An 18,068-nucleotide genomic window follows, 5' to 3' on the forward strand; every position below is an offset into this window, starting at 1 on the left:
ATCCGGCCGGTCGGCCGGCGACCTGCAGCAAGACCCCCGCCTTTTCCCTGAGCCCTGAGCCCTGAGAAGGGATGACAGATGATGAGCATCAACCCGATTCTGCCGGGCTTCTACCCGGACCCGTCCATCTGCCGTGTGAAGGACACCTATTATCTTGCGACCTCCAGTTTCGAGTACTTCCCTGGAGTCCCGATATTCCGCAGTTCCGACCTGCTCGAATGGGAACAGTGCGGTAACGCGCTCGACCGGCCCGAACAGCTCAGGGTCACCCGTGGTCCCGAGGCCGGCAGCACCGGCATCTACGCGCCGACGCTCCGCCATCACGACGGGGTCTTCTGGCTGGTGACCACCAACATGGCGGACTACGCCAAGGGACACATCATCGTGCGGACCACCGACCCCGCCAAGGGCTGGAGCGACCCTGTGCACACCCTGGGCACGGTCGGCATCGACCCCGATCTGACGTGGGACGAAGCGGGCAACTGCTACCTGAGCTGGGCACAGGGCGCGTCCGGAATCCAACAGGCAGCCGTGGATCCACTGACTGGCCGCCTGCTCTCCGAGCCGCGGCTGCTGTGGGGCGGAACGGGAATGGCGCATCCTGAGGCCCCGCACCTCTACCGTCGAGGCGGCTGGTGGTACCTCGTCATCGCCGAGGGCGGAACCGAACGCGGCCACTGCGTTTCGGTGGCGCGCTCACGCTCGGTCACCGGACCGTTCGAACCGCATCCGGCCAACCCGGTTCTCTCGCACCGCAGCACCGGTCACGCCGTGCAGAACACCGGTCACGCCGATCTCGTCGAACTTCCCGACGGGCGATGGGCCATGACCCACCTCGGTGTCCGGCCCCGCGGCAGCACCCCGCAGTTCCACGTCAACGGACGGGAGACCTTCCTGGCCGGTGTCGAATGGGCTGATGACTGGCCGGTGGTCATCGAGGACGCCTTCGAGGTGCCGCCGCAGCCCACCACGTTCTCCGACGACTTCGTCGCTCCCGGACTGCATCCCCGGTGGGTGTCGCCCGGCATCGCTCCGAGCACGTTCGTCCGCCACGACGACACCGCCGGCATCGTGCTCACCGGCGGTCGAACCCCCGAGTCCCGTGAAGCCGTGCACCTGCTCGCGGTGCGCACACGTGACGCCGAGTGGCAGGCCGAAGCGACCGTCCCGAAGGGTGACGTGGCACTGGTGGTACGTATCGATGACGGACACTGGGTAGCGGTCGAACGGACCGGCAACACGGTGACCGCTCGGGCCGTCATCGGCCCGTGTGACCAGAAGCTGGCCTCTGCCACCGTGCGGGACTCCGAGGTCCCGCTGGCCATCCGCGCCTCGGACACATCGGACCGCCTCAGCCTGCACAATGGACCGGACCGTCTCGAACTCGGCTTCCAGGAGGACGGCCGCTTCCACTCCCTCACGCATGTCGACGGCCGTTACGTCTCCACCGAGGTCGCCGGCGGCTTCACCGGTCGCGTGGTCGGCGTCGAAGCACTTGGCGCCGACGCACTGCTCACCCGCTTCTCCTACACCGCGCCGCTGCCGAGCGACCCCCAGCCGGGTACCTGACCCTGTCGATGCGGCGGCCCCGCGCATACATCGACGGGGCCGCTGGCTGGGGACCGCCCCTCTGCCTCGGATTCGTCAGCCGGCGATGTGGCGGGCCGCGACGTAGCCGAAGACCATCGCGGAGCCGATCGGGGCGCCGGGGCCCGGATAGTGTGTGCCCGCCGGGGACGCGATGGTGTTGCCGGTCGCGTACAGGCCCGGTATCGCGGTGCCGTCCGCGCGCAGAACGCGGGCCGAGGTGTCGACACGGAGGCCGCCCTTGGTGCCGAGGTCACCCAGGACGATCCTGACCGCGTGGAAGGGCCCGCGTTCGATCGGCACCAGGGCGGGGTTCGGGCCCGTGCCGTCGGCGAAGAAGGCGTCGTAGGGGTCCTCGCCGCGGTGGAAGTCCGCGTCCGTCCCCTCGGCGGCGTAACCGTTGAAGACCCGGACCGTATCTGCCAGGCCCTCGGCGTCGGCACCGATGGCCTCGGCGAGGCCGCCCAGCGTGTCCGCCGTGTGCCACAGACCTGCCCGGGTGAAGGACGCGTGGTCGACGGGCACCACGACGCTGCCCGGCAGCCCCTTCGCCCATCGTCCGTCGAAGACCCACCACACCGGACGCTCGGGGGCGTCGCCGCGCCCGGCCGCCAGCATGGCCCGGCCCATCCGGTCGTACGGCAGGCATTCGTTGGCGAAGCGCCGTCCGTCGGCGCCGACGAAGACTCCGCCCCGGAAGCCGAGGGCGAAGTTGGCGGAGCCGTCCGGGAAGAGCACGGACGGACACCACCAGGATTCGGTCAGCAGCCCGGTGTCCGCGCCGATCGCCCGGCCGGCGAGGACGGCGTCGCCCGTGTTGCCGTTGGGCGCGCCCATCGTCCATTCCGCCCCCGGGAGCCCCTGCCACTCACGGCGCAGTCGGTGGCTGGCTTCGAAACCGCCTGCCGCGAGCAGGACACCGCGCCGGGCACGGATGCGCACCTCTCGTCCGTCACCCGTCGACACGCACGCTCCCTGGACCGCGCCGTCCGGCCCCGTCGCCAGTTTCCCGAGGGCGGTGTCACGGCGGATCCGGGCGTGTGCGGTGGCACGCAGGGCTGACAGCAGAGCCGCGATCAGCGCCCGCCCATCGGTGAAGGGCCCCGACGGAGCGGGGGCGCCCAGGCGTTCCTCCGCGACCGGCGGGCGGATCGCGCCCAGCAGTTCGTCTCCGGGCGCGGCGGCAGGGAACGCCGCGGGGAACACACCGCGGCCGGCAGGGAAGCGGCCGGGGGCGTCGTAGTAGTCGGGGAACGGACGGTACTCGAACCGGATCGTGGGGTTCTTTTCCAGGAACGCGACCATCGGGCCCGCGTTGTCGACGTAGGCGTCCTGGAGGCCCCCGGGGGCGCTGTCACCGACGACGGCCCGGAAGTAGGTGCGGCCGAGCTCCGCCGAGTCCTCGATGCCGGCCCGTTCCTGGGCGGGATTGCCGGGCAGCCAGAGACAGGCGCCGGCGTAGGCCGTGGTGCCGCCGTAGAAGCGGGTCTTCTCGATCACCAGGGTGTCGAGCCCCGAGGCCGCGGCCGTAAAGGCGCCTGTGAGGCCCCCGCCTCCGGAGCCCACCACGAGGACGTCGCACTCCTCGTCCCATTCGGTGGTCGCTCTCTCGTCGCTCATGTCCGGTCTCCTCGATCGCGCGGGCAGGTGGGTGGACTGGTCGTGGCGGAGTCGGCTGTGGGTATATCTCCCACCGGGGGCCGGCCAGATGCTCCGACCCGGTGGAGCAATCAGGTCGAACGGCCGCCCCGGTCTTCGGTATCCCCGGGCACCGTCGTGCGGTGCCCGGACTCTGCCCTCTCGGTCACCGCGCCGCGGCGGGCCCCGCGTCCCCCTCGGCGCGCACACACTCACGCGACGCGCGTGGGGCTCCGCCCGCCGATCGTCTCGGTGACCGCGTCCGCCGCCTCGATCAGCCGCTCGCGCCACCGGGTGATCTGTGCGACGCTCACCTGCGGCGGCATCCCGAAGAGGACCAGCACCTGCACCACGGTGCCGTCGCGGCCGTGGACCGGCGCGGCGATGACGCGGACGTCGTGGAGGACTTCGGGGTCCAGCTCCTCCGGCTCGTACCGGTCCAGGACCTCGTCCAGCACCTGGCTCATCCGCCGGTCGAGCTCCGGTGTGCGCGCGGCGGCGGTGAAACCGTCGACCTCGGTCCACACCTCCTCGTGGCGGTGCGAGACGAGCCCCAGGGACCACTGACGCCGCCGCACCTGGTCCAGCATGCGCCGGCACGTCGCGCGGTCCTCCTCGGAGACGGGCCGGGGCAGCCGGGCGACCCACTCCTCGGCCGCCCGCTCCCCTTCGCCGCCGACGAACAGCGCTCCGTAAGGCGGTACGAGCGGGAGTCTGCGGCCGACGTGCGTGCGTACGGCGGTCTCCGGCGGGCCCGCCGCCGCCACGACGACGATCTCGTCCCCCGCCACCGACTGGGCGTAGCATTCCAGGCCGAACTCGTCCGCCAGCGCCCGCATGTGCTCCCGTGCGAGGTCCGCGAGCCGGATCTGGGCGGACAGGTCGTTCTCGTAGGGCGCGACAAGGCTGCGGGCCGTGAACCCTCCGTATCCGCCCTGGAAGAACAGCAGGGGCGCGGTCGGGTTCTGCACTCCGAGGGCCGTCACCCGCCCGAGTGCGATGTAGTGGTCCCCGGCCTCGAAGACCTGGTCGGCGGCGCAGTCGATCCACGCCACGGCGCCGGACAGGACAGGCGCTCCGGACGGGCCCGGTCGCCAGGCGACGCCATCGAACTTCTGCGCCTTCTTCGAGGCGAACCGCCGGCACAGCTCCTCCTGGTCGGCCGCCAGGACGTTCACGCAGAAGGAACGGGCGGACGAGAGGCGGGCGTAGGAGTTGGACCTCTTGTCGGGCAGGAACGCCACCAGGGGCGGGTCCAGTGAGACGGAGGTGAAGGAACCGACCACCATGCCCACGGGCTCCCCGTCAGGGGCGAGACCGGTCACCACGGCCACGCCGGTGGGGTAGTGCGCGAGGACCGTGCGGAAACTCTGGGGGTCGAAGGGCTGGGAAACGGCGAGGCTCATGATCCACGCTTCTTTCGTCGATCGACGGTGCGGGTGCTGGACGTTCGGCCGTGCCCGGCCTCAGCCGCTCAGGTGTTCGCGCAGTGTGGTGCCCGTGTACTCCTTGCGGAACAGGCCGCGGTCCTGGAGCCGTGGCACGACCTCGGCCACGAAGTCCTGGAGGCCGCCGGGGAGATCGGCGGGTATGACGTTGAATCCGTCGGCCGCGTGCGTCTCGAACCAGAGGGCCATGTCGTCGGCGACCTGGTCGGGCGTGCCCACGAGGCAGCGGTGGCCGATGCTGAGCCCGACACGCTGGATCATCTGGCGGATCGTCAGCTTCTCCGCGAGGGCGGTGCCGATGAGCAGCGCGGGCCGTGAGACACCGGCATGCGCCGGCAGTTGCTGCCGTATGTCGGGCACCGGCCCGTCCAGGTCGTAGTCGCGGAGGTCGATCCCGCCGAACGCCTGCCCCAGGAAGGTCAGCGTCGCTTCCGGGCTGATCAGCGAGCCCAGTTCCTGGGCGAGGTCCCTCGCCTCGGCCTCGGTGCGGCCGAGGATGGGGGTCAGGCCCGGCAGGATCTTGACGTCGAGTGGTGAGCGCCCCTTGGCCGCGGCGAGCTCTCGGACGGTACGTACCACGGTGCGGGAGGCTTCCAGGTCGTACTGGGTGGTGAAGACCATGTCGGCGAAGCGGGCTGCGAGGTTCAGACCGGTCGGGGAGGAGCCCGCCTGGGCGAGCAGCGGCCTGTCCTGGGGCGGCCGGGGGACGGTGAGCGGCCCTCGCACCTGGAAGTGCTTGCCGCGGTGGCCGATCTCGTGGACGCGGTCGGGGTCGGCGTAGACGCCGGTGGCCCGGTCGGCGACGATCGCGCCGGGCTCCCAGCTGTCCCACAGCTTGAGGACGACCTCGACGAACTCCTCGCCTCGCTCGTAGCGGGCCTCGTGTTCGGGCAGTTCGGCCGAGCCGTAGTTGCCGGAGGCGCCGGCGATCGCGGTCGTGACGATGTTCCATCCGGCTCGGCCGCCGCTGAGGTGGTCGAGCGTGGCGAACTGGCGGGCGACGGTGAACGGGTCGTTGTAGGTGGTGGAGCTGGTGCCGATGAGCCCGATGCGCGAGGTGACGGCCGAGAGGGCCGAGAGCACGGACACCGGGTCGGGCCGTTCCCCGACGTCGGCGTCGATGGAGTCGGGGAGCACGAGGGCGTCGGCGATGAAGACGGCGTCGAGGCGGCCCTCCTCGGCGATACGCGCGGTCTCGGCCCAGTGCTCCAGCGTGTGAAGCCGTTCGGGCGCGGTGCGCGGCGACTTCCAGACGGAGTGGGCCACGCCCAGCCCCTGGGCGAACACCGCCAGATGCATGGCGCGCTGCTGATTTCCGGATTCCATGGGGCGACTCCTCCAGGCGACACGGGGCACGTGACCCCCGTCGAGTGTAGCCAAGCACTTGCTTGGTGGATACGTCGCTCCAACCTAGCGTTTGGTTGGTGACCGTGGATACTGTGTCGGCATGCCGATCCAGTTGGACATGTCAGGCAAGGTCGTTCTGGTCACCGGAGGTACCAGGGGCGTGGGCGACGGCATCGTGGAGATGTTTCTGAGAGCGGGCGCCCAGGTGGAGACCTGCGGGCGGAGCGGGCCGACGGCCTCCCCTCTCGCCGAGGGCGAGGGAGCGCACTTCAGCCAGGTCGATGTGCGCGAACCCGACCAGGTCGAGCGGTGGGTCGAGGACATCGTGGCGCGGAGGGGCCGGGTCGACGTGGTGGTGAACAACGCGGGCGGTGCGCCGTTCGCCGACTTCGCAGCCGCCTCCGCCCGCTTCCACCGCAGGGTCACCGACCTCAACTTCCTGGCACCTGTCTTCGTCAGCCGCGCCGTCTTCCCGGTCATGGACGCCCAGGAGGGCGGCGGCGTCGTGCTCAACATCACCTCCATCAGCGCCCGGCGGCCCAGCCCCGGGTCGGCCGTCTACGGCGCGGCGAAGGCCGCCCTGGAGAGCCTGACGACCACGCTCGCCGTGGAGTGGGCCCCCCGGGTGCGGGTCAACGCGATCAGCTGCGGGCTCGTGGCGACCCCCGGAGCCACGGACCACTACGGCGACGCCGAGCAGACCGCACGGGTGGCCGCGACGATCCCGCGCGGAGTCTTCGCCCGGCCCGAGGACATCGGGGCTGCCTGCCTCATGCTCGCCTCCCCTCTCTCCGCCCACATCACCGGCGCCGTACTGAGCGTGGACGGCGGCGGCGAGTGGCCCGCCTTCCTCCAGCACTCGCCCAACACCGACCTGCTGGCCGCGAGAACACCTCGACGCTGAAGCCCGACAACCCAAGGAGCCTCCTCATGCCCGAAGCAGTCATCGTGTCCGCCGTCCGTTCCCCGGTCGGGCGGGCGCACAAAGGCTCGCTCAAGGATCTGCGTCCCGACGACATCGGCGCGCAGATCGTGCGAGCCGCACTCGCCGAAGTACCCGCGCTCGACCCGTCGGAGATAGCGGACCTCATGCTGGGCTGCGCCCAGCCGGCCGGCGAACAGGGCTACAACCTGGCCCGGATGACCGCCCTGCGGCTCGGCCTCGACACCCTCCCCGGCACCACGGTCCAGCGCTACTGCTCCTCCTCGCTCCAGACCACCCGTATGGCCTTCCACGCGATCCGGGCCGGTGAGGGCGACGCCTTCGTGTCGGCCGGCGTGGAGATGATCTCCCGGTTCGGCAGGGGCAAGGCCGACGGAATGCCGGAGACGCGCAACCCGGTGTACGAGCAGGCCGCGGAGCGCACAGCACGCCGGGCCGCCGGTGACGACGCCGCCTGGGCGGATCCCCGCTCCACCGGCGACCTGCCCGATGTCTACATCGGCATGGGCGACACGGCGGAGAACGTGGCCCGGCTGTGCGGTGTCTCACGGCGCGAGCAGGACGAGTTCGCGGTCCGCAGCCAGCGGCTGGCCGAGGCGGCCGACGCGCGCGGGTTCTGGAAGCGGGACATCACCCCGGTCACCCTGCCGGACGGCACCGTGGTCGCCGCCGACGACGGGCCCCGCAAGGCGATGACTCTGGAGAAGGTCTCCGCGCTGCAACCGGTGTTCCGGCCGGACGGCACCGTGACCGCGGCGAACTGCTGCCCTCTCAACGACGGCGCCGCGGCCCTGGTCGTCATGAGCGACCGGCGCGCGGCCGAGCTGGGGCTGACCCCGCTGGCCCGGATCGTGTCCACCGGGGTGTCGGCGCTCAGCCCGGAGATCATGGGGCTCGGTCCGGTGGCCGCCTCCCGCGAGGCCTTGGACCGGGCCGGTCTCTCCGTGGGGGACATCGACCTGTTCGAGTTCAACGAGGCGTTCGCCGCCCAGGTGATCCCCTCCGTACGGCAGCTGAAGGCCGACCCGGAGCGGGTCAACGTGAACGGTGGCGCGATCGCGCTGGGCCACCCCTTCGGCATGACGGGGGCACGGATCACCACGACGCTGATCCATGCCCTCCAGGAGCGGGACGGGCGGTTCGGTCTGGAGGCCATGTGCGTGGCCGGCGGTCAGGGCATGGCCATGGTGATCGAGCGGCTCAGCTGAGCCGCTGACGCAGGCTGGTCTTGAGGATCTTGCCGCTGGCGTTCCTCGGCAGGTCGGGCAGCACGATCACCCGCCGGGGCACCTTGAAGTTGGCCAGCCGCTCCTTGCAGTACGCGATGACGTCCCCCGCCGTGGGGTCCGCCGCCCCCCGGCGCGGGACGACGTAGGCGCAGGGCACGGACCCCAGCCGGGCGTCCGGGACCCCGACCACCGCGGCCTCGGCGATCTGCGGATGGTCGGCCAGAGCGTTCTCCACCTCCGCGGGGTACACGTTGAAACCTCCGACGATGATCACGTCCTTGATCCGGTCGGTGATCTTCAGGCAGCCGTGCTCGTCGAGCCGGCCGACGTCGCCGGTACGCAGCCACCCCTCGGCGTCCACGGCCGCCCGGGTCGCCTCCTCGTCCTCGAAGTAGCCGAGCATCACGTTGTCGCCGCGCAGCAGGATCTCGCCGTCCCCGCCGGTGGCCACGTCCTTGCCGTCCGGGCCGACGACCCTGATCTCGATCCCGGGCACGGCGGGGCCGGTCGTCCGCTCCACGTGGGCCGGGTCCTCGCCGGGCCGCGACCGGGTCGCCACGACGCACTCGGTCAGGCCGTACGCCTGTGCCACGGTGTCGAAGCCCAGCTCCTCGCGCATCCGCCGGAACAGCGACTCGGGGACGGTGGCGGCGCCCGCGGTCGCGAAGCGGAGGGAGGAGAGGTCGAACTCCCGCAGCCGGGGGTGGTCGAGGAGGGAGACGAAGAGCGTGGGCGCGCCGGGCAGCACCGAGATACGGGCCTCCTGTATCAGTTCCAGGAGGCGGTCGGCGTCGAACGTGGCCACCGGATGAATGGTGGCGCCGGCGGTAAGCGCGGCGATCACCCCGGTCTTGTAGCCGAAACCGTGGAAGAAGGGGTTGACGACCGCGTAACGGTCGGCGGAGCTGAGTGCCGCACCCTCGGCCCACACCAGCGCCGTTCCGATGGTCTGCCGGTGCGCGCTCATCACGCCTTTGGGCTGGCCCGTGGTGCCGGAGGTGAACATGATGTCGCTGAGGTCGTCAGGGCTGACCTCCCGTGCGATACGGGCACCTTCCTCCTCCGGCACCTTCTCCGCGCGGGAGACGAAGTCGTCCCAGGACAGCAGGCCGTCCGCGGACCGGTCCGCGCCGAGGTCCACCACCGTCCGCAGCCAGGGCAACCCGGGGACGGGACCGGTCCCTCCCGGCCCGGACTGCTGCACCGCTCCGTCCCGGCCCCCCGGCCCGTGCTCCTCGCCGACGCCGGCCCGCTCGGTCGCCGCGGTCCGCAGCATCGCGGCGAAATCGACGCCGAGGAAGCCGTTGGCGAGAACGAGCGCCGAGGCCCGGGACCGACGGAGGATCACCGCGGCCTCGTGGCCGCGGTAGCGGGTGTTCATGGGCACCACGGAAGCACCCGCGCTCTGCGCGCCGAGCAGGGCGAGCACGAACTCCAGCCGGTTGGGCGCCCAGACGGCGACCCGGTCACCGGGACGGACCCCCACGGCCAGGTAGGCCCGCGCCGTCCGCCGGACAAGCTCCGCCAGCTGCCGGTAGCCGACCGAGGCCGCGCCTTCGACGACGGCCGGATGGTCCCCGTACCGCTCCGCCGCAAGGGCGAGCAGCCGGGGAATGGTCAGGGGATTCGGGACCTCGTTCACGTACACCCTCCTGGGCAACCAACTGCTTGGTCAACGACTGGGGATATGCTGGGCAGTGCAGGGAGCGGGCCGGACACCCGCAAGCCGCCGTCCCGCTCAGCGGGACGGCCGGGCCGCGGTGTGTGGCACGATGCGGTCAAACGCTTGGTGGTCGGAGGCAGCGCCCCGACGGAGAGGACGAACGACATGGCGGTACGTCGCCCCGCCCGGACAGCAGCCCCCAACCGGGCCGCGGCCAGGAACGGCGGCTCCAGAAGCGGCGGCTCCGTGCGCCGGGCGGAGCTGTTGCAGATCGCCGCGGGTCTGTTCGCCTCCCGCGGCTTCACCCAGACGACCGTCCGGGACATCGCCGACGAGGCGGGCATCCTCTCCGGCAGCCTCTACCACCACTTCAGCTCCAAGGAGGAGATGCTCGACGAGATCCTGCGGGAGTTCCTCGGGCACCTCCTGGAGCGTTTCACGGAGATCGAGAAGGAGGCGGAGGGCCCCAAGGACGTCCTCGACCGGCTGATCGCGCATTCCTTCACCACCATCCACCAGACCCCGGAAGCCGTCGCCCTGTACCAGAACGAGGCGGACGCGCTGAGCGGTCTGCCCGGATTCGAGTACGTCGACCAGATGGGCAAGAAGATCGAGAGGATCTGGCTGAGGGCGCTCACGGCCGGCCAGAAGTCCGGGATCTTTCGCCGCGACGTCGATGTGAACCTGACCTACCGGTTCATCCGGGACACCGTGTGGTCCACGGTGCGGTGGTACCGCCCGCGCGGCCGGTTCCGCGCCGAGGCGGTCGCCGAGCAGTACCTCCGCGTCCTGTACGGCGGTCTCGTCACCGAGTGACGGGCACCTCTCGCTCGCGGAGCCGCCCGGGGTCGATCACCTCACGGATGAGCCGGAGTTCGGCCTCGTCCGGCGTGCGGGTCTCGGTGGCTCCGCCCATGTCCATCTCGAAGCCGGTGTTGCGCCGGACCTGCTCCTCGGTCACGCCCGGGTGGAGCGAGCGCACGCGCAGCAGCCCGTCGCTCCCGTAGTCGAGGACGGCCAGGTCGGTGATCACCACGCCCAGGTGGTGAAACCTCAGCCCCTTGCCCGCGCGGGCCCGGTCGTTGCCCACGCCGCACACCACGTCGACCTTCTCGACGAAGACCTTCGGCGTGTGCCGGGCCACCCAGTAGTCGGTGCGGTGGTTGACCGTGTTGCCCGGTGCCCCGCGCACGCCGATGAGCTGCCGGGAGGGTTGCCGCCAGTCGCCGATGAGGGAGATGTTCTGGTTACCGTACCGGTCGATCTGGCTGGCGCCCATCATGCTCTGGCGACGGCCGCTGGCGACGATGTCGAAGACCCGGCGATAGGGCACCCAGCTCTCGACGACTCCCCCGTCCGCGGCAGTGCGGCCGAGCGGCGGCGGCTCGCTCATGAAGAACGCCTCGCCGTCACTCAGCACCAGATCCGGGCTGGTCGTCAGCCGCGCGAGCCGCGCCCCGACCGCGGGTAGCACGCCGACCGCGTGCGCGAGCACCTCCCCGGCGTCGCGCCACGCGTCGGCACACGCCGCGGCACACACCTCGGCTCGGGTGATGTCCGTCATCGACCGTCCTCCTCTTCGTTGCGTGCGGCGTGGAACTCCGCCACCGCCTCGTGATACTCCCGCTCGTCGCCGTCCAGGAACCTCTTACGGAACTCCTCCCACGAGCCCGCCTCCCGCGCGGCCGACGCGTAATGGGCCTGGAACGCCTCGTCCCGGGCGTAGTCCGGCTCGCACGAGGTGGAGTGCGCACCACCCGGCACCTCGATCACACCGTCGGTGAAGAGACGGCTGATCAGCAGTGACTGCGCGGGTCCGCCGGCCGCCAGCTCCTCAGGGGCGACGATCCGCTCGGTGCTGACGTAGCAGCGTTCGGCGGCCATCGCGTACAGGTCGTCGAAGTACGGATCCGGCCCGAGGTACTGGGCGTTGCCCGCGGCGTCGGCGCGGTTGACGTGCACCAGGGCGACGTCGAGGTTCAGCGCCTTCATCGCGACGTACTCCTCTCCGTCGTAGGGAGAGGCGATCGTCACCAGGTCGGGGTTGATCGTCAGTACGTCGGAGCCAAGACCCGCCCGGGTCGGCAGGAAGGACAGCCGGCCCGCGGCGGCGCGCAGACCGGTGACGAACATGCCCTCGTCGTACTCGGCGGTCTCGATCTCACCCCGCTCGCGCGCCGCCCGGAAGTGCGGGTCGAGCGCGATGCTGTCCAGCGAGACGAAGGCGTAGACGAGCTTGCGGACCCGTCCCGCCGCGCAGAGCAGCCCGACGTCCGGGCCACCGAGGGTGACGACGGTGAGATCCCGTGCGTCACCGCGCAGGATCTCACGGACCAGCGCCATCGGTTTGCGCCGCGCCCCCCATCCGCCGATGCCGATCGTCATGCCCGACTCGATGGTCCCGGCGAATTCCTCCAGGGACATCGATTTGTCGCCCATGGACAGTTCCTCTCAGATGCGGACATCGAACAACTCGACAGTAAACCTAGCGCTTGGTTGGCTCCTAAGACAGGTCTACCTAGCAAGCAATTGTTAGGTTAGGTTGAGTCGGCCGACAACTCCTCGGGAACGGGTGGCTCCATGGCCGACAGCACACGACACGCGGTGGTGACAGGTGGCAGCAGCGGGATCGGCCTGGCCGTGGTCGACCTACTACTCGGCAGAGGGGTCGAGGTCACCGTCCTGGACGCGCAGCCGATACCCGACCGGTCGGCGTCCCCGAGAGGCGCCGCGCTGCGCGCGTTCTCCGTGGACGTGACGGACGAGACGGCCGTCCGGGACGCACTCGACACCGCCACCGAGCAGGCCGGCCGGTCGCCGAGCCTGCTGGTCACGAGCCACGGCGTCCGGGGTGGTTTCGTTCCGGCTCTCGAACTGGATCTCGCCGCCTACCGGCGTGTGCTGGACGTCCACGTGACAGGCACACTCGTGGCGGCCAGGTCGCTGGTGCGGTGCATGGAACAGGCGCCCGGCGGCCCCCCGGCGGACGGATCGATCGTGACCGTCTCCTCCACCACCGCCTTCGGCGGCTGGGTGAACCAAGCCGATTACGGGGTCGCCAAGGCGGCGGTCCGCCAGCTCACCCAGAACCTCGCCGTCGAGTGGGCCTCCCGGGGGATACGGGTCAACAGCGTCGCCCCGGGCCATACTTTGACGCCCATGGTGCAGGAGATGATCGACCAGGGCTATGACGTGAGCGCCACCGAGGCCCGTACGCCGCTCGGCCGGCTCTGCACCCCCGAGGAGATGGCCTCCGCCATCGTTTTCCTGCTCATGGACGCCACGTTCTCGACCGGTGTGTGCATGCCCGTCGACGGCGGCTGGACGGCGGTGGGCAAGTGAGCGACGCCACCCGAAAGGACCGGCTGGTCCGGCCCCTGGGCGACCTGGCGGTCTTCCCGGTGGGGATGGGCGCGATGACCCTGACCCAGGTCCCCGGCTACGACGAGGCCCGCGCGATCCGCACCGTCCACGCGGCGGTGGACGCGGGGGTGACGCTCTTCGACACCGCCGACGTCTACGGACCCGGGGCCGGGGCGGGCGTGAACGAGTCGATGCTCGCCAAGGCACTCGCCCGCTACCCGGGCCCGACCGACCAGGTGATCGTCTCGACCAAGGGCGGGCACCTGCGACCCGGTGACCAGATCTGGGAGACCGACGGCCGGCCCGAACACCTGCGCCGTGCCTGCGAGGCCTCCCTGCGCCGCCTCGGACTGGACACCCTGCCGTTGTACCTGCACCACCGGCCCGACCCCAAGATCCCGTACGCCGAGACCATGGGCGCACTCCACGACCTCCACGCAGCGGGCTTGATCCGCCGCGCCGGGATCTCCAACGCCGATACGGGGCAGATCCGACTGGCCCGCACCATCCTCGGTGAGGCGCTCGTGGCGGTGGAGAACGAGTACTCCCCCGGCTTCCGGTCCAGCGAGCCCGAAATGGCGCTCTGCGAGGAACTGGGACTGGCCTTCCTGTCCTGGGGGCCGTTCGGCGGCATGCACCAGGCGAAGGAGCTCGGGGCGAAGTACGGCGCGTTCGAGGCTGTCGCGCGGGAACGCGGCGTCAGCCCTCATCAGGTAGTGCTGGCCTGGCAGTTGCGCAAGTCCCCGGCGACCATCCCGATCCCTGGGGCCGGCCGGCCTGAGTCGGTACGGGACTCGGCGGCGGCGGCCGGACTGAGCCTCGACGCCGAGGAACTGGGGCGGCTGGAGACGGGTCAGGAACCCGAGGGCGGGGTGTGACTCAGCTCCATCAACTGCTCCAGGACGCCCTCCGGGAGCGGCACCGGCAGGAAGCCGAGGAACTGACGCATCGGCATGGAGTCGACCATGCGCATCGCGTCGGCACTGTCGTCGGCCGCGGCGGCCTGCTCCTCGGTGAGCCCAACACGTACCGCCTCGGTCAGGGCGGGGCCGACGGCCGGGTGACCGAACCACTCTCCGACGGTGGAGTCAAGGGTGATCGGCTTGGTCAGCCGGTCCCCGGCGAGGCCGAGAGGGACGGAGACGAGGACGTCGTGGGCGTTCTCGCAGAGCTGCACATGATAGGTACCGGCGACTACGGTCCAGCTGTCGAGGGTGATGTCCCAGTAGGCGAAGGCTCGCCGGTCCAGATCGAAGGTGACCGTAGTGGACTCGCCGGGGCCGAGTGCCACCTTGGCGAAGGCGCGCAGCTCCCGGGCAGGGCTGCTGACCGGCCGCTTCGGCGCGGCGACGTACACCTGGACGACGTGCTTGCCCACGCGGTCCCCTGTGTTAGTGACGGTGACGGTCGCCTGCGCGGTGTCCGGGCCGGTCTGAGTGACCTGGTAACCGCTCGCCTCGAACGCGGTGTAGCTCAGCCCGTGACCGAAGGGGTGGCGAACGGCGACGTCGGCGGTCTCGTAGTAGCGGTAGCCCACCATGACGCCCTCGCCGTAGCGGACGTGGCCCTGCTCGCCGGGGAAGTTGAGATACGACGGGGTGTCGGCAAGGCGGTGCGGGATCGTCTCGGCCAGACGGCCGGAGGGATTGACCCGGCCGGTCAGCACGTCGGCAATCGCGCCGCCGCCCGCCTGGCCCGGGAGCCACGCTTCGAGGACCGCGTCCACCTCGCCGTACCAGCTGTCCGCCAGGCGGACGACGCCCCCGTTGAGGAGAACCACCACGGTGCGTCGCGCGCCCTGCGCCACGGCCCTGAGCAACTCAGTCTGGTCTACGTGGAGTTCGAGATGTTCGCGGTCGAATCCTTCGGACTCGTCGGCCTCCCGCAGACCGACGAAGAGTATGGCGGTGTCCGCCTTCGCAGCGAGCGCGACGGCCTCTTCGCGCAGCCGTACCGCGTCTTCCTGCCCGGTGGTGTCGTAGCCCCGGGCACTATCGAAACGGGCGTCGGGGAGCAGCTCGCGCAACTCGTCGGCCGGGCTGTCGACGCGGGTGGCGTTGACATGGGAGCTGCCACCACCCTGGTAGCGCGGAGCGGTGGCGAACTCCCCGATCAGAGCAAATCGTCCTGCCGGTGCGAGCGGCAGGGTGCGGTCCTGGTTCTTGAGCAAGACCAGACAGTCGGCGGCGATCTCGCGGGCGAGCCGGTGCTGCGCCTCGTGGTCCACCGGCGTGGGGGTGGTCTCGGCGCGGGCCCGGCGGGCCAGCGCGCGCAGCCGGTCGACCGCGGTGTCGACGACGGACTCGTCCAGGGTGCCCGCGCGGACCGCCGCCGCAACCTCGGCGTCGGTTCCGCCACCGTTGCCCGGCATCTCCAGGTCGGTCCCGGCGGCCAGCGCCGCGACCCGATCGGCTACCGCACCCCAGTCGGAGACCACCAGGCCGTCGAAGCCCCACTCCTCGCGGAGGACCTCGGTGAGCAGCCGACGGTGCTCGGCCGCGTACACTCCGTTGATCTTGTTGTACGAGCACATCACGGTCTCCGGCGCGGACTCGGTGACGATGCGCTCGAAGGCCGGCAGGTAGATCTCGCGCAAGGTGCGCTCGTCGACGTCGGCGCTGACGCGCATCCGATCGGTCTCCTGATTGTTGGCCGCGAAGTGCTTCACCGAGGCACCGACGCCCTGGCTCTGCACACCCTGCACGTGGGCAGCCCCGAGCACCCCGCTGAGCAGGGGGTCCTCCGAGAAGTACTCGAAGTTACGGCCGCAGAGCGGCGAGCGCTTGATGTTGACACCGGGGCCGAGCAGTACGTCCACGCCTAGCGAACGGGCTTCGCGGCCCAGCGCTTCACCAAGGCGGCCTACCAACTCCGGGTCCCAGCTGGAGGCGAGGGCGGTGGCCGGTGGGAAGCAGGTGGCGGGCATGCTGTTGTTGATGCCGAGGTGGTCGCCCTCGCCGGACTGAAAACGCACGCCGTGCGGGCCGTCACTGAGGGTGAGCGAGGGGATGCCCGCCTCTTCGGCGGACTCCGTGGACCACAGGCCGCGGCCGGAGAGCAGGGAAGTCTTCGTGTCGAGGCTCAGTGTGGTGTCCGCGCCGGAGGAGCTGTCTACGGGTGCATGCGGCATGGTGGCGGAATCCTCAGTTCGGTCGGGGCGGTGGGGCAGGAAGAGCAGCGCGCAGTGGTCACCAGGCTGTCAGTGGAAGGCGTGGTCTCCCGCCTCGGCCGTGAACGCGCGCCTGCCGGGGAGCCGCACTTCCGCCTCGGCGCCGGACGGGATGGTCAGATCGAGGAAGAAGGGGCCGTTCTCGTGGCGCCAGGCGGACTGGACGCGGACGCTCGGCCGGCGAGCGAGTGGGCAGGCCGAGCCGTGTCACGACTTCGACGGTAGAACCTAAACCCGAATAAAGCTAGGGTTTGGCGTGTGGTGCTCGCCATCGCCGGAGCAGCCATACGGCATGCAGACTTCGGAAGGCACTGCATCCCCGTTCGCTGCACTGAGGCTCGGGGTGGACTGGACCACCCGTGCGGCGAGCCGTCAGCCATGGGCGTCGGAGGCGGGCGCGGACGGTTCTTCGCCCGCCGGAGGCCGGCACATCCGATTGAACACCTCGACTAGTTCCGCCATGTCCATGTCCGGGTTGAGCAGCCACTGCAGCTGCAGGCCGTCCGCGACCGCGATGAGAAGCCGCGACAACTGCTCGGGGGTGACGTCCTCGCGGACGTTCCCGCGCCGCCGCGCCTGCTCCATTCCGTCCTCGATCTGAGCACTCAGGGCATCGTAGCGCTGAGTGAAGAAGGCATGGGCGGGATGCTCCACGTCCGATGCGGCGGCCGACAGGGTCACGAACAGGTCGACCAGGCCAGGCTGCCGTGCGTTGTGGACGACGGCCCTGGCAACCGCCTCGCCGGGGGAGGCGGCGTCCCTGGTCGCCTCGGTGCCCGCGAGGTCCCGTTCGGCCAGGACCGCGAGCAGCAGCTCTTCGCGGGATTCGAAGTAGTGCAGTACACCTGCCTGTGACAGGCCGACCCGGTCGGCGATCTCCTTGAGCGAGGAGCCGCGCTCACCGCCTTCGCTGTAGACCTCCAGGGCCGCCCGCAGGATCTGCCGACGGCGCTCAAGGCCCTTGCGGTAGGGGCCTCGGGGCTTGCGTGATGTGCTCACCTGTTGACCGTACTTCACCTGTGGTCACGCGCAGGGTCCCGGGGCGTTGTGAGGTTCGTCGGGCGAGTTGACTCCGACGGGCCGCCATCCGGATATGCGGCTGTCCCTGTTCGCACGACGGCTGGTGGCCGGGACCGCCGCAGCAGGGCGTCGCGGGGCGGCCCCGGAGTTCTGCGGGTCAGGTGTCGGCACCCAGGGGGCGGCCACCGCCTCCATCTCATGTACCTGCTTCCGCTCGGAGACCAGAATGACCGCGCGCAGCCCGAGAGCGGAGGAGCCCGCGTCGAGCAGCACGACGTTCTTGACCGCCGAGATCGAGGTGGGGACAGGGGCCTTCCACGACAGTGCTGCTCTTGTTGAGCGCGACGCGGACGGGCTGGGCGATGATCGCTGTCGACACACCCGGCCGCTGAGGAAGGGGCCGGCGAGTGAGGCGAAAGCGATGCCGCCCCCGCATATTCCGCCGACCGCACGCATGCGCTGGGGCTGGTGCAGGTCGCGGACGGAAACGTAGGCGAGCGCCGCGATCGGTCCGTGGAGAACCCTGAGGTTTTCCCGCCTCACCGGCACTATGCCGATGCTGGTGGCCAGAGCGGCCATGAGGTCGCCGACCAGATCCAGCGGAATGACGACGATCACCACGTGGCGACAAGGCCGTTGACGACGTTTGGGCCCGTCGCCA

At 70.7% G+C, this 18,068-nt stretch carries 15 protein-coding genes and 1 pseudogene; 6 read left to right on the forward strand and 10 right to left on the reverse strand.

Annotated elements, in window-relative coordinates:
* Positions 1–78 precede the first annotated feature (78 nt).
* A complete protein-coding gene (locus tag ACFWMZ_RS13650) occupies positions 79–1,569 on the forward strand; it encodes a family 43 glycosylhydrolase (protein ID WP_383171353.1) in 1,491 nt (496 codons plus the stop codon).
* Positions 1,570–1,644: 75 nt separating this feature from the next.
* Here the strand turns inward: ACFWMZ_RS13650 and ACFWMZ_RS13655 are convergent, their stop codons facing one another.
* From ACFWMZ_RS13655 to ACFWMZ_RS13665, 3 genes are all read right to left on the reverse strand, one after another.
* Complete coding sequence (locus ACFWMZ_RS13655; RefSeq protein WP_383201560.1) at positions 1,645–3,207, reverse strand: FAD-binding protein; 1,563 nt, start codon at positions 3,205–3,207, stop codon at positions 1,645–1,647.
* Positions 3,208–3,437: 230 nt separating this feature from the next.
* A complete protein-coding gene (locus ACFWMZ_RS13660) occupies positions 3,438–4,631 on the reverse strand; it encodes a flavin reductase (protein ID WP_383201563.1) in 1,194 nt (397 codons plus the stop codon).
* A 60-nt stretch (positions 4,632–4,691) separates the two neighbouring features.
* The gene (locus ACFWMZ_RS13665; RefSeq protein ID WP_383171344.1) at positions 4,692–5,999 is read right to left on the reverse strand and encodes an LLM class flavin-dependent oxidoreductase; all 1,308 of its coding nucleotides are present in this window, start codon (positions 5,997–5,999) and stop codon (positions 4,692–4,694) included.
* 121 nt (positions 6,000–6,120) lie between these two features.
* On the opposite strand from ACFWMZ_RS13665, the gene ACFWMZ_RS13670 reads away from it, so the two are divergent.
* Both ACFWMZ_RS13670 and ACFWMZ_RS13675 read left to right on the forward strand, forming a co-directional pair.
* Complete coding sequence (locus ACFWMZ_RS13670) at positions 6,121–6,924, forward strand: SDR family oxidoreductase (RefSeq protein ID WP_383201566.1); 804 nt, start codon at positions 6,121–6,123, stop codon at positions 6,922–6,924.
* A gap of 26 nt (positions 6,925–6,950) precedes the next feature.
* Positions 6,951–8,171, forward strand: coding sequence for an acetyl-CoA C-acetyltransferase (locus ACFWMZ_RS13675; RefSeq protein ID WP_383171339.1), 1,221 nt, complete (start codon positions 6,951–6,953; stop codon positions 8,169–8,171).
* Here ACFWMZ_RS13675 and ACFWMZ_RS13680 read toward each other — a convergent pair.
* Positions 8,164–9,834 (reverse strand): AMP-binding protein, encoded by a 1,671-nt coding sequence (locus ACFWMZ_RS13680; protein ID WP_383201569.1) that lies wholly within the window; start codon positions 9,832–9,834, stop codon positions 8,164–8,166. The genes ACFWMZ_RS13675 and ACFWMZ_RS13680 overlap by 8 nt on opposite strands.
* A 186-nt stretch (positions 9,835–10,020) precedes the next feature.
* Here ACFWMZ_RS13680 and ACFWMZ_RS13685 point away from each other — a divergent pair, with 186 nt between their 5' ends.
* A complete protein-coding gene (locus tag ACFWMZ_RS13685; protein ID WP_383171334.1) occupies positions 10,021–10,671 on the forward strand; it encodes a TetR/AcrR family transcriptional regulator in 651 nt (216 codons plus the stop codon).
* Here ACFWMZ_RS13685 and ACFWMZ_RS13690 read toward each other — a convergent pair.
* Entirely contained in the window at positions 10,661–11,419 is a 759-nt protein-coding gene (locus ACFWMZ_RS13690; protein WP_383171331.1) for a CoA-transferase subunit beta, read from the reverse strand. The genes ACFWMZ_RS13685 and ACFWMZ_RS13690 overlap by 11 nt on opposite strands.
* Positions 11,416–12,294: a CoA transferase subunit A gene (locus ACFWMZ_RS13695; protein WP_383171328.1), complete on the reverse strand. Its 879-nt coding sequence runs from the start codon at positions 12,292–12,294 to the stop codon at positions 11,416–11,418. The genes ACFWMZ_RS13690 and ACFWMZ_RS13695 overlap by 4 nt, the downstream gene beginning before the upstream one ends.
* A 141-nt stretch (positions 12,295–12,435) precedes the next feature.
* Here ACFWMZ_RS13695 and ACFWMZ_RS13700 point away from each other — a divergent pair, with 141 nt between their 5' ends.
* On the forward strand, positions 12,436–13,197 hold the full coding sequence (locus ACFWMZ_RS13700) for an SDR family NAD(P)-dependent oxidoreductase (RefSeq protein WP_383201572.1): 762 nt from the start codon (positions 12,436–12,438) through the stop codon (positions 13,195–13,197).
* A gap of 65 nt (positions 13,198–13,262) precedes the next feature.
* Entirely contained in the window at positions 13,263–14,096 is an 834-nt protein-coding gene (locus tag ACFWMZ_RS13705; protein ID WP_383201607.1) for an aldo/keto reductase, read from the forward strand.
* Here the strand turns inward: ACFWMZ_RS13705 and ACFWMZ_RS13710 are convergent.
* From ACFWMZ_RS13710 to ACFWMZ_RS13725, 4 genes and pseudogenes are all read right to left on the reverse strand, one after another.
* Complete coding sequence (locus ACFWMZ_RS13710; protein ID WP_383201575.1) at positions 14,072–16,348, reverse strand: glycoside hydrolase family 3 C-terminal domain-containing protein; 2,277 nt, start codon at positions 16,346–16,348, stop codon at positions 14,072–14,074. The two genes, ACFWMZ_RS13705 and ACFWMZ_RS13710, sit on opposite strands and share 25 nt — an antisense overlap.
* 69 nt (positions 16,349–16,417) lie before the next feature.
* Positions 16,418–16,543: pseudogene (locus ACFWMZ_RS13715) on the reverse strand (hypothetical protein); the annotation flags it as partial.
* A gap of 216 nt (positions 16,544–16,759) precedes the next feature.
* Positions 16,760–17,386 (reverse strand): TetR/AcrR family transcriptional regulator, encoded by a 627-nt coding sequence (locus tag ACFWMZ_RS13720; RefSeq protein ID WP_383171321.1) that lies wholly within the window; start codon positions 17,384–17,386, stop codon positions 16,760–16,762.
* A 24-nt stretch (positions 17,387–17,410) separates the two neighbouring features.
* Positions 17,411–18,028, reverse strand: coding sequence for a hypothetical protein (locus tag ACFWMZ_RS13725; RefSeq protein WP_383201578.1), 618 nt, complete (start codon positions 18,026–18,028; stop codon positions 17,411–17,413).
* Positions 18,029–18,068 lie beyond the last annotated feature (40 nt).

It is taken from the genome of Streptomyces sp. NPDC058373 (assembly GCF_042723275.1).
Classification (GTDB): Bacteria; Actinomycetota; Actinomycetes; order Streptomycetales; family Streptomycetaceae; genus Streptomyces.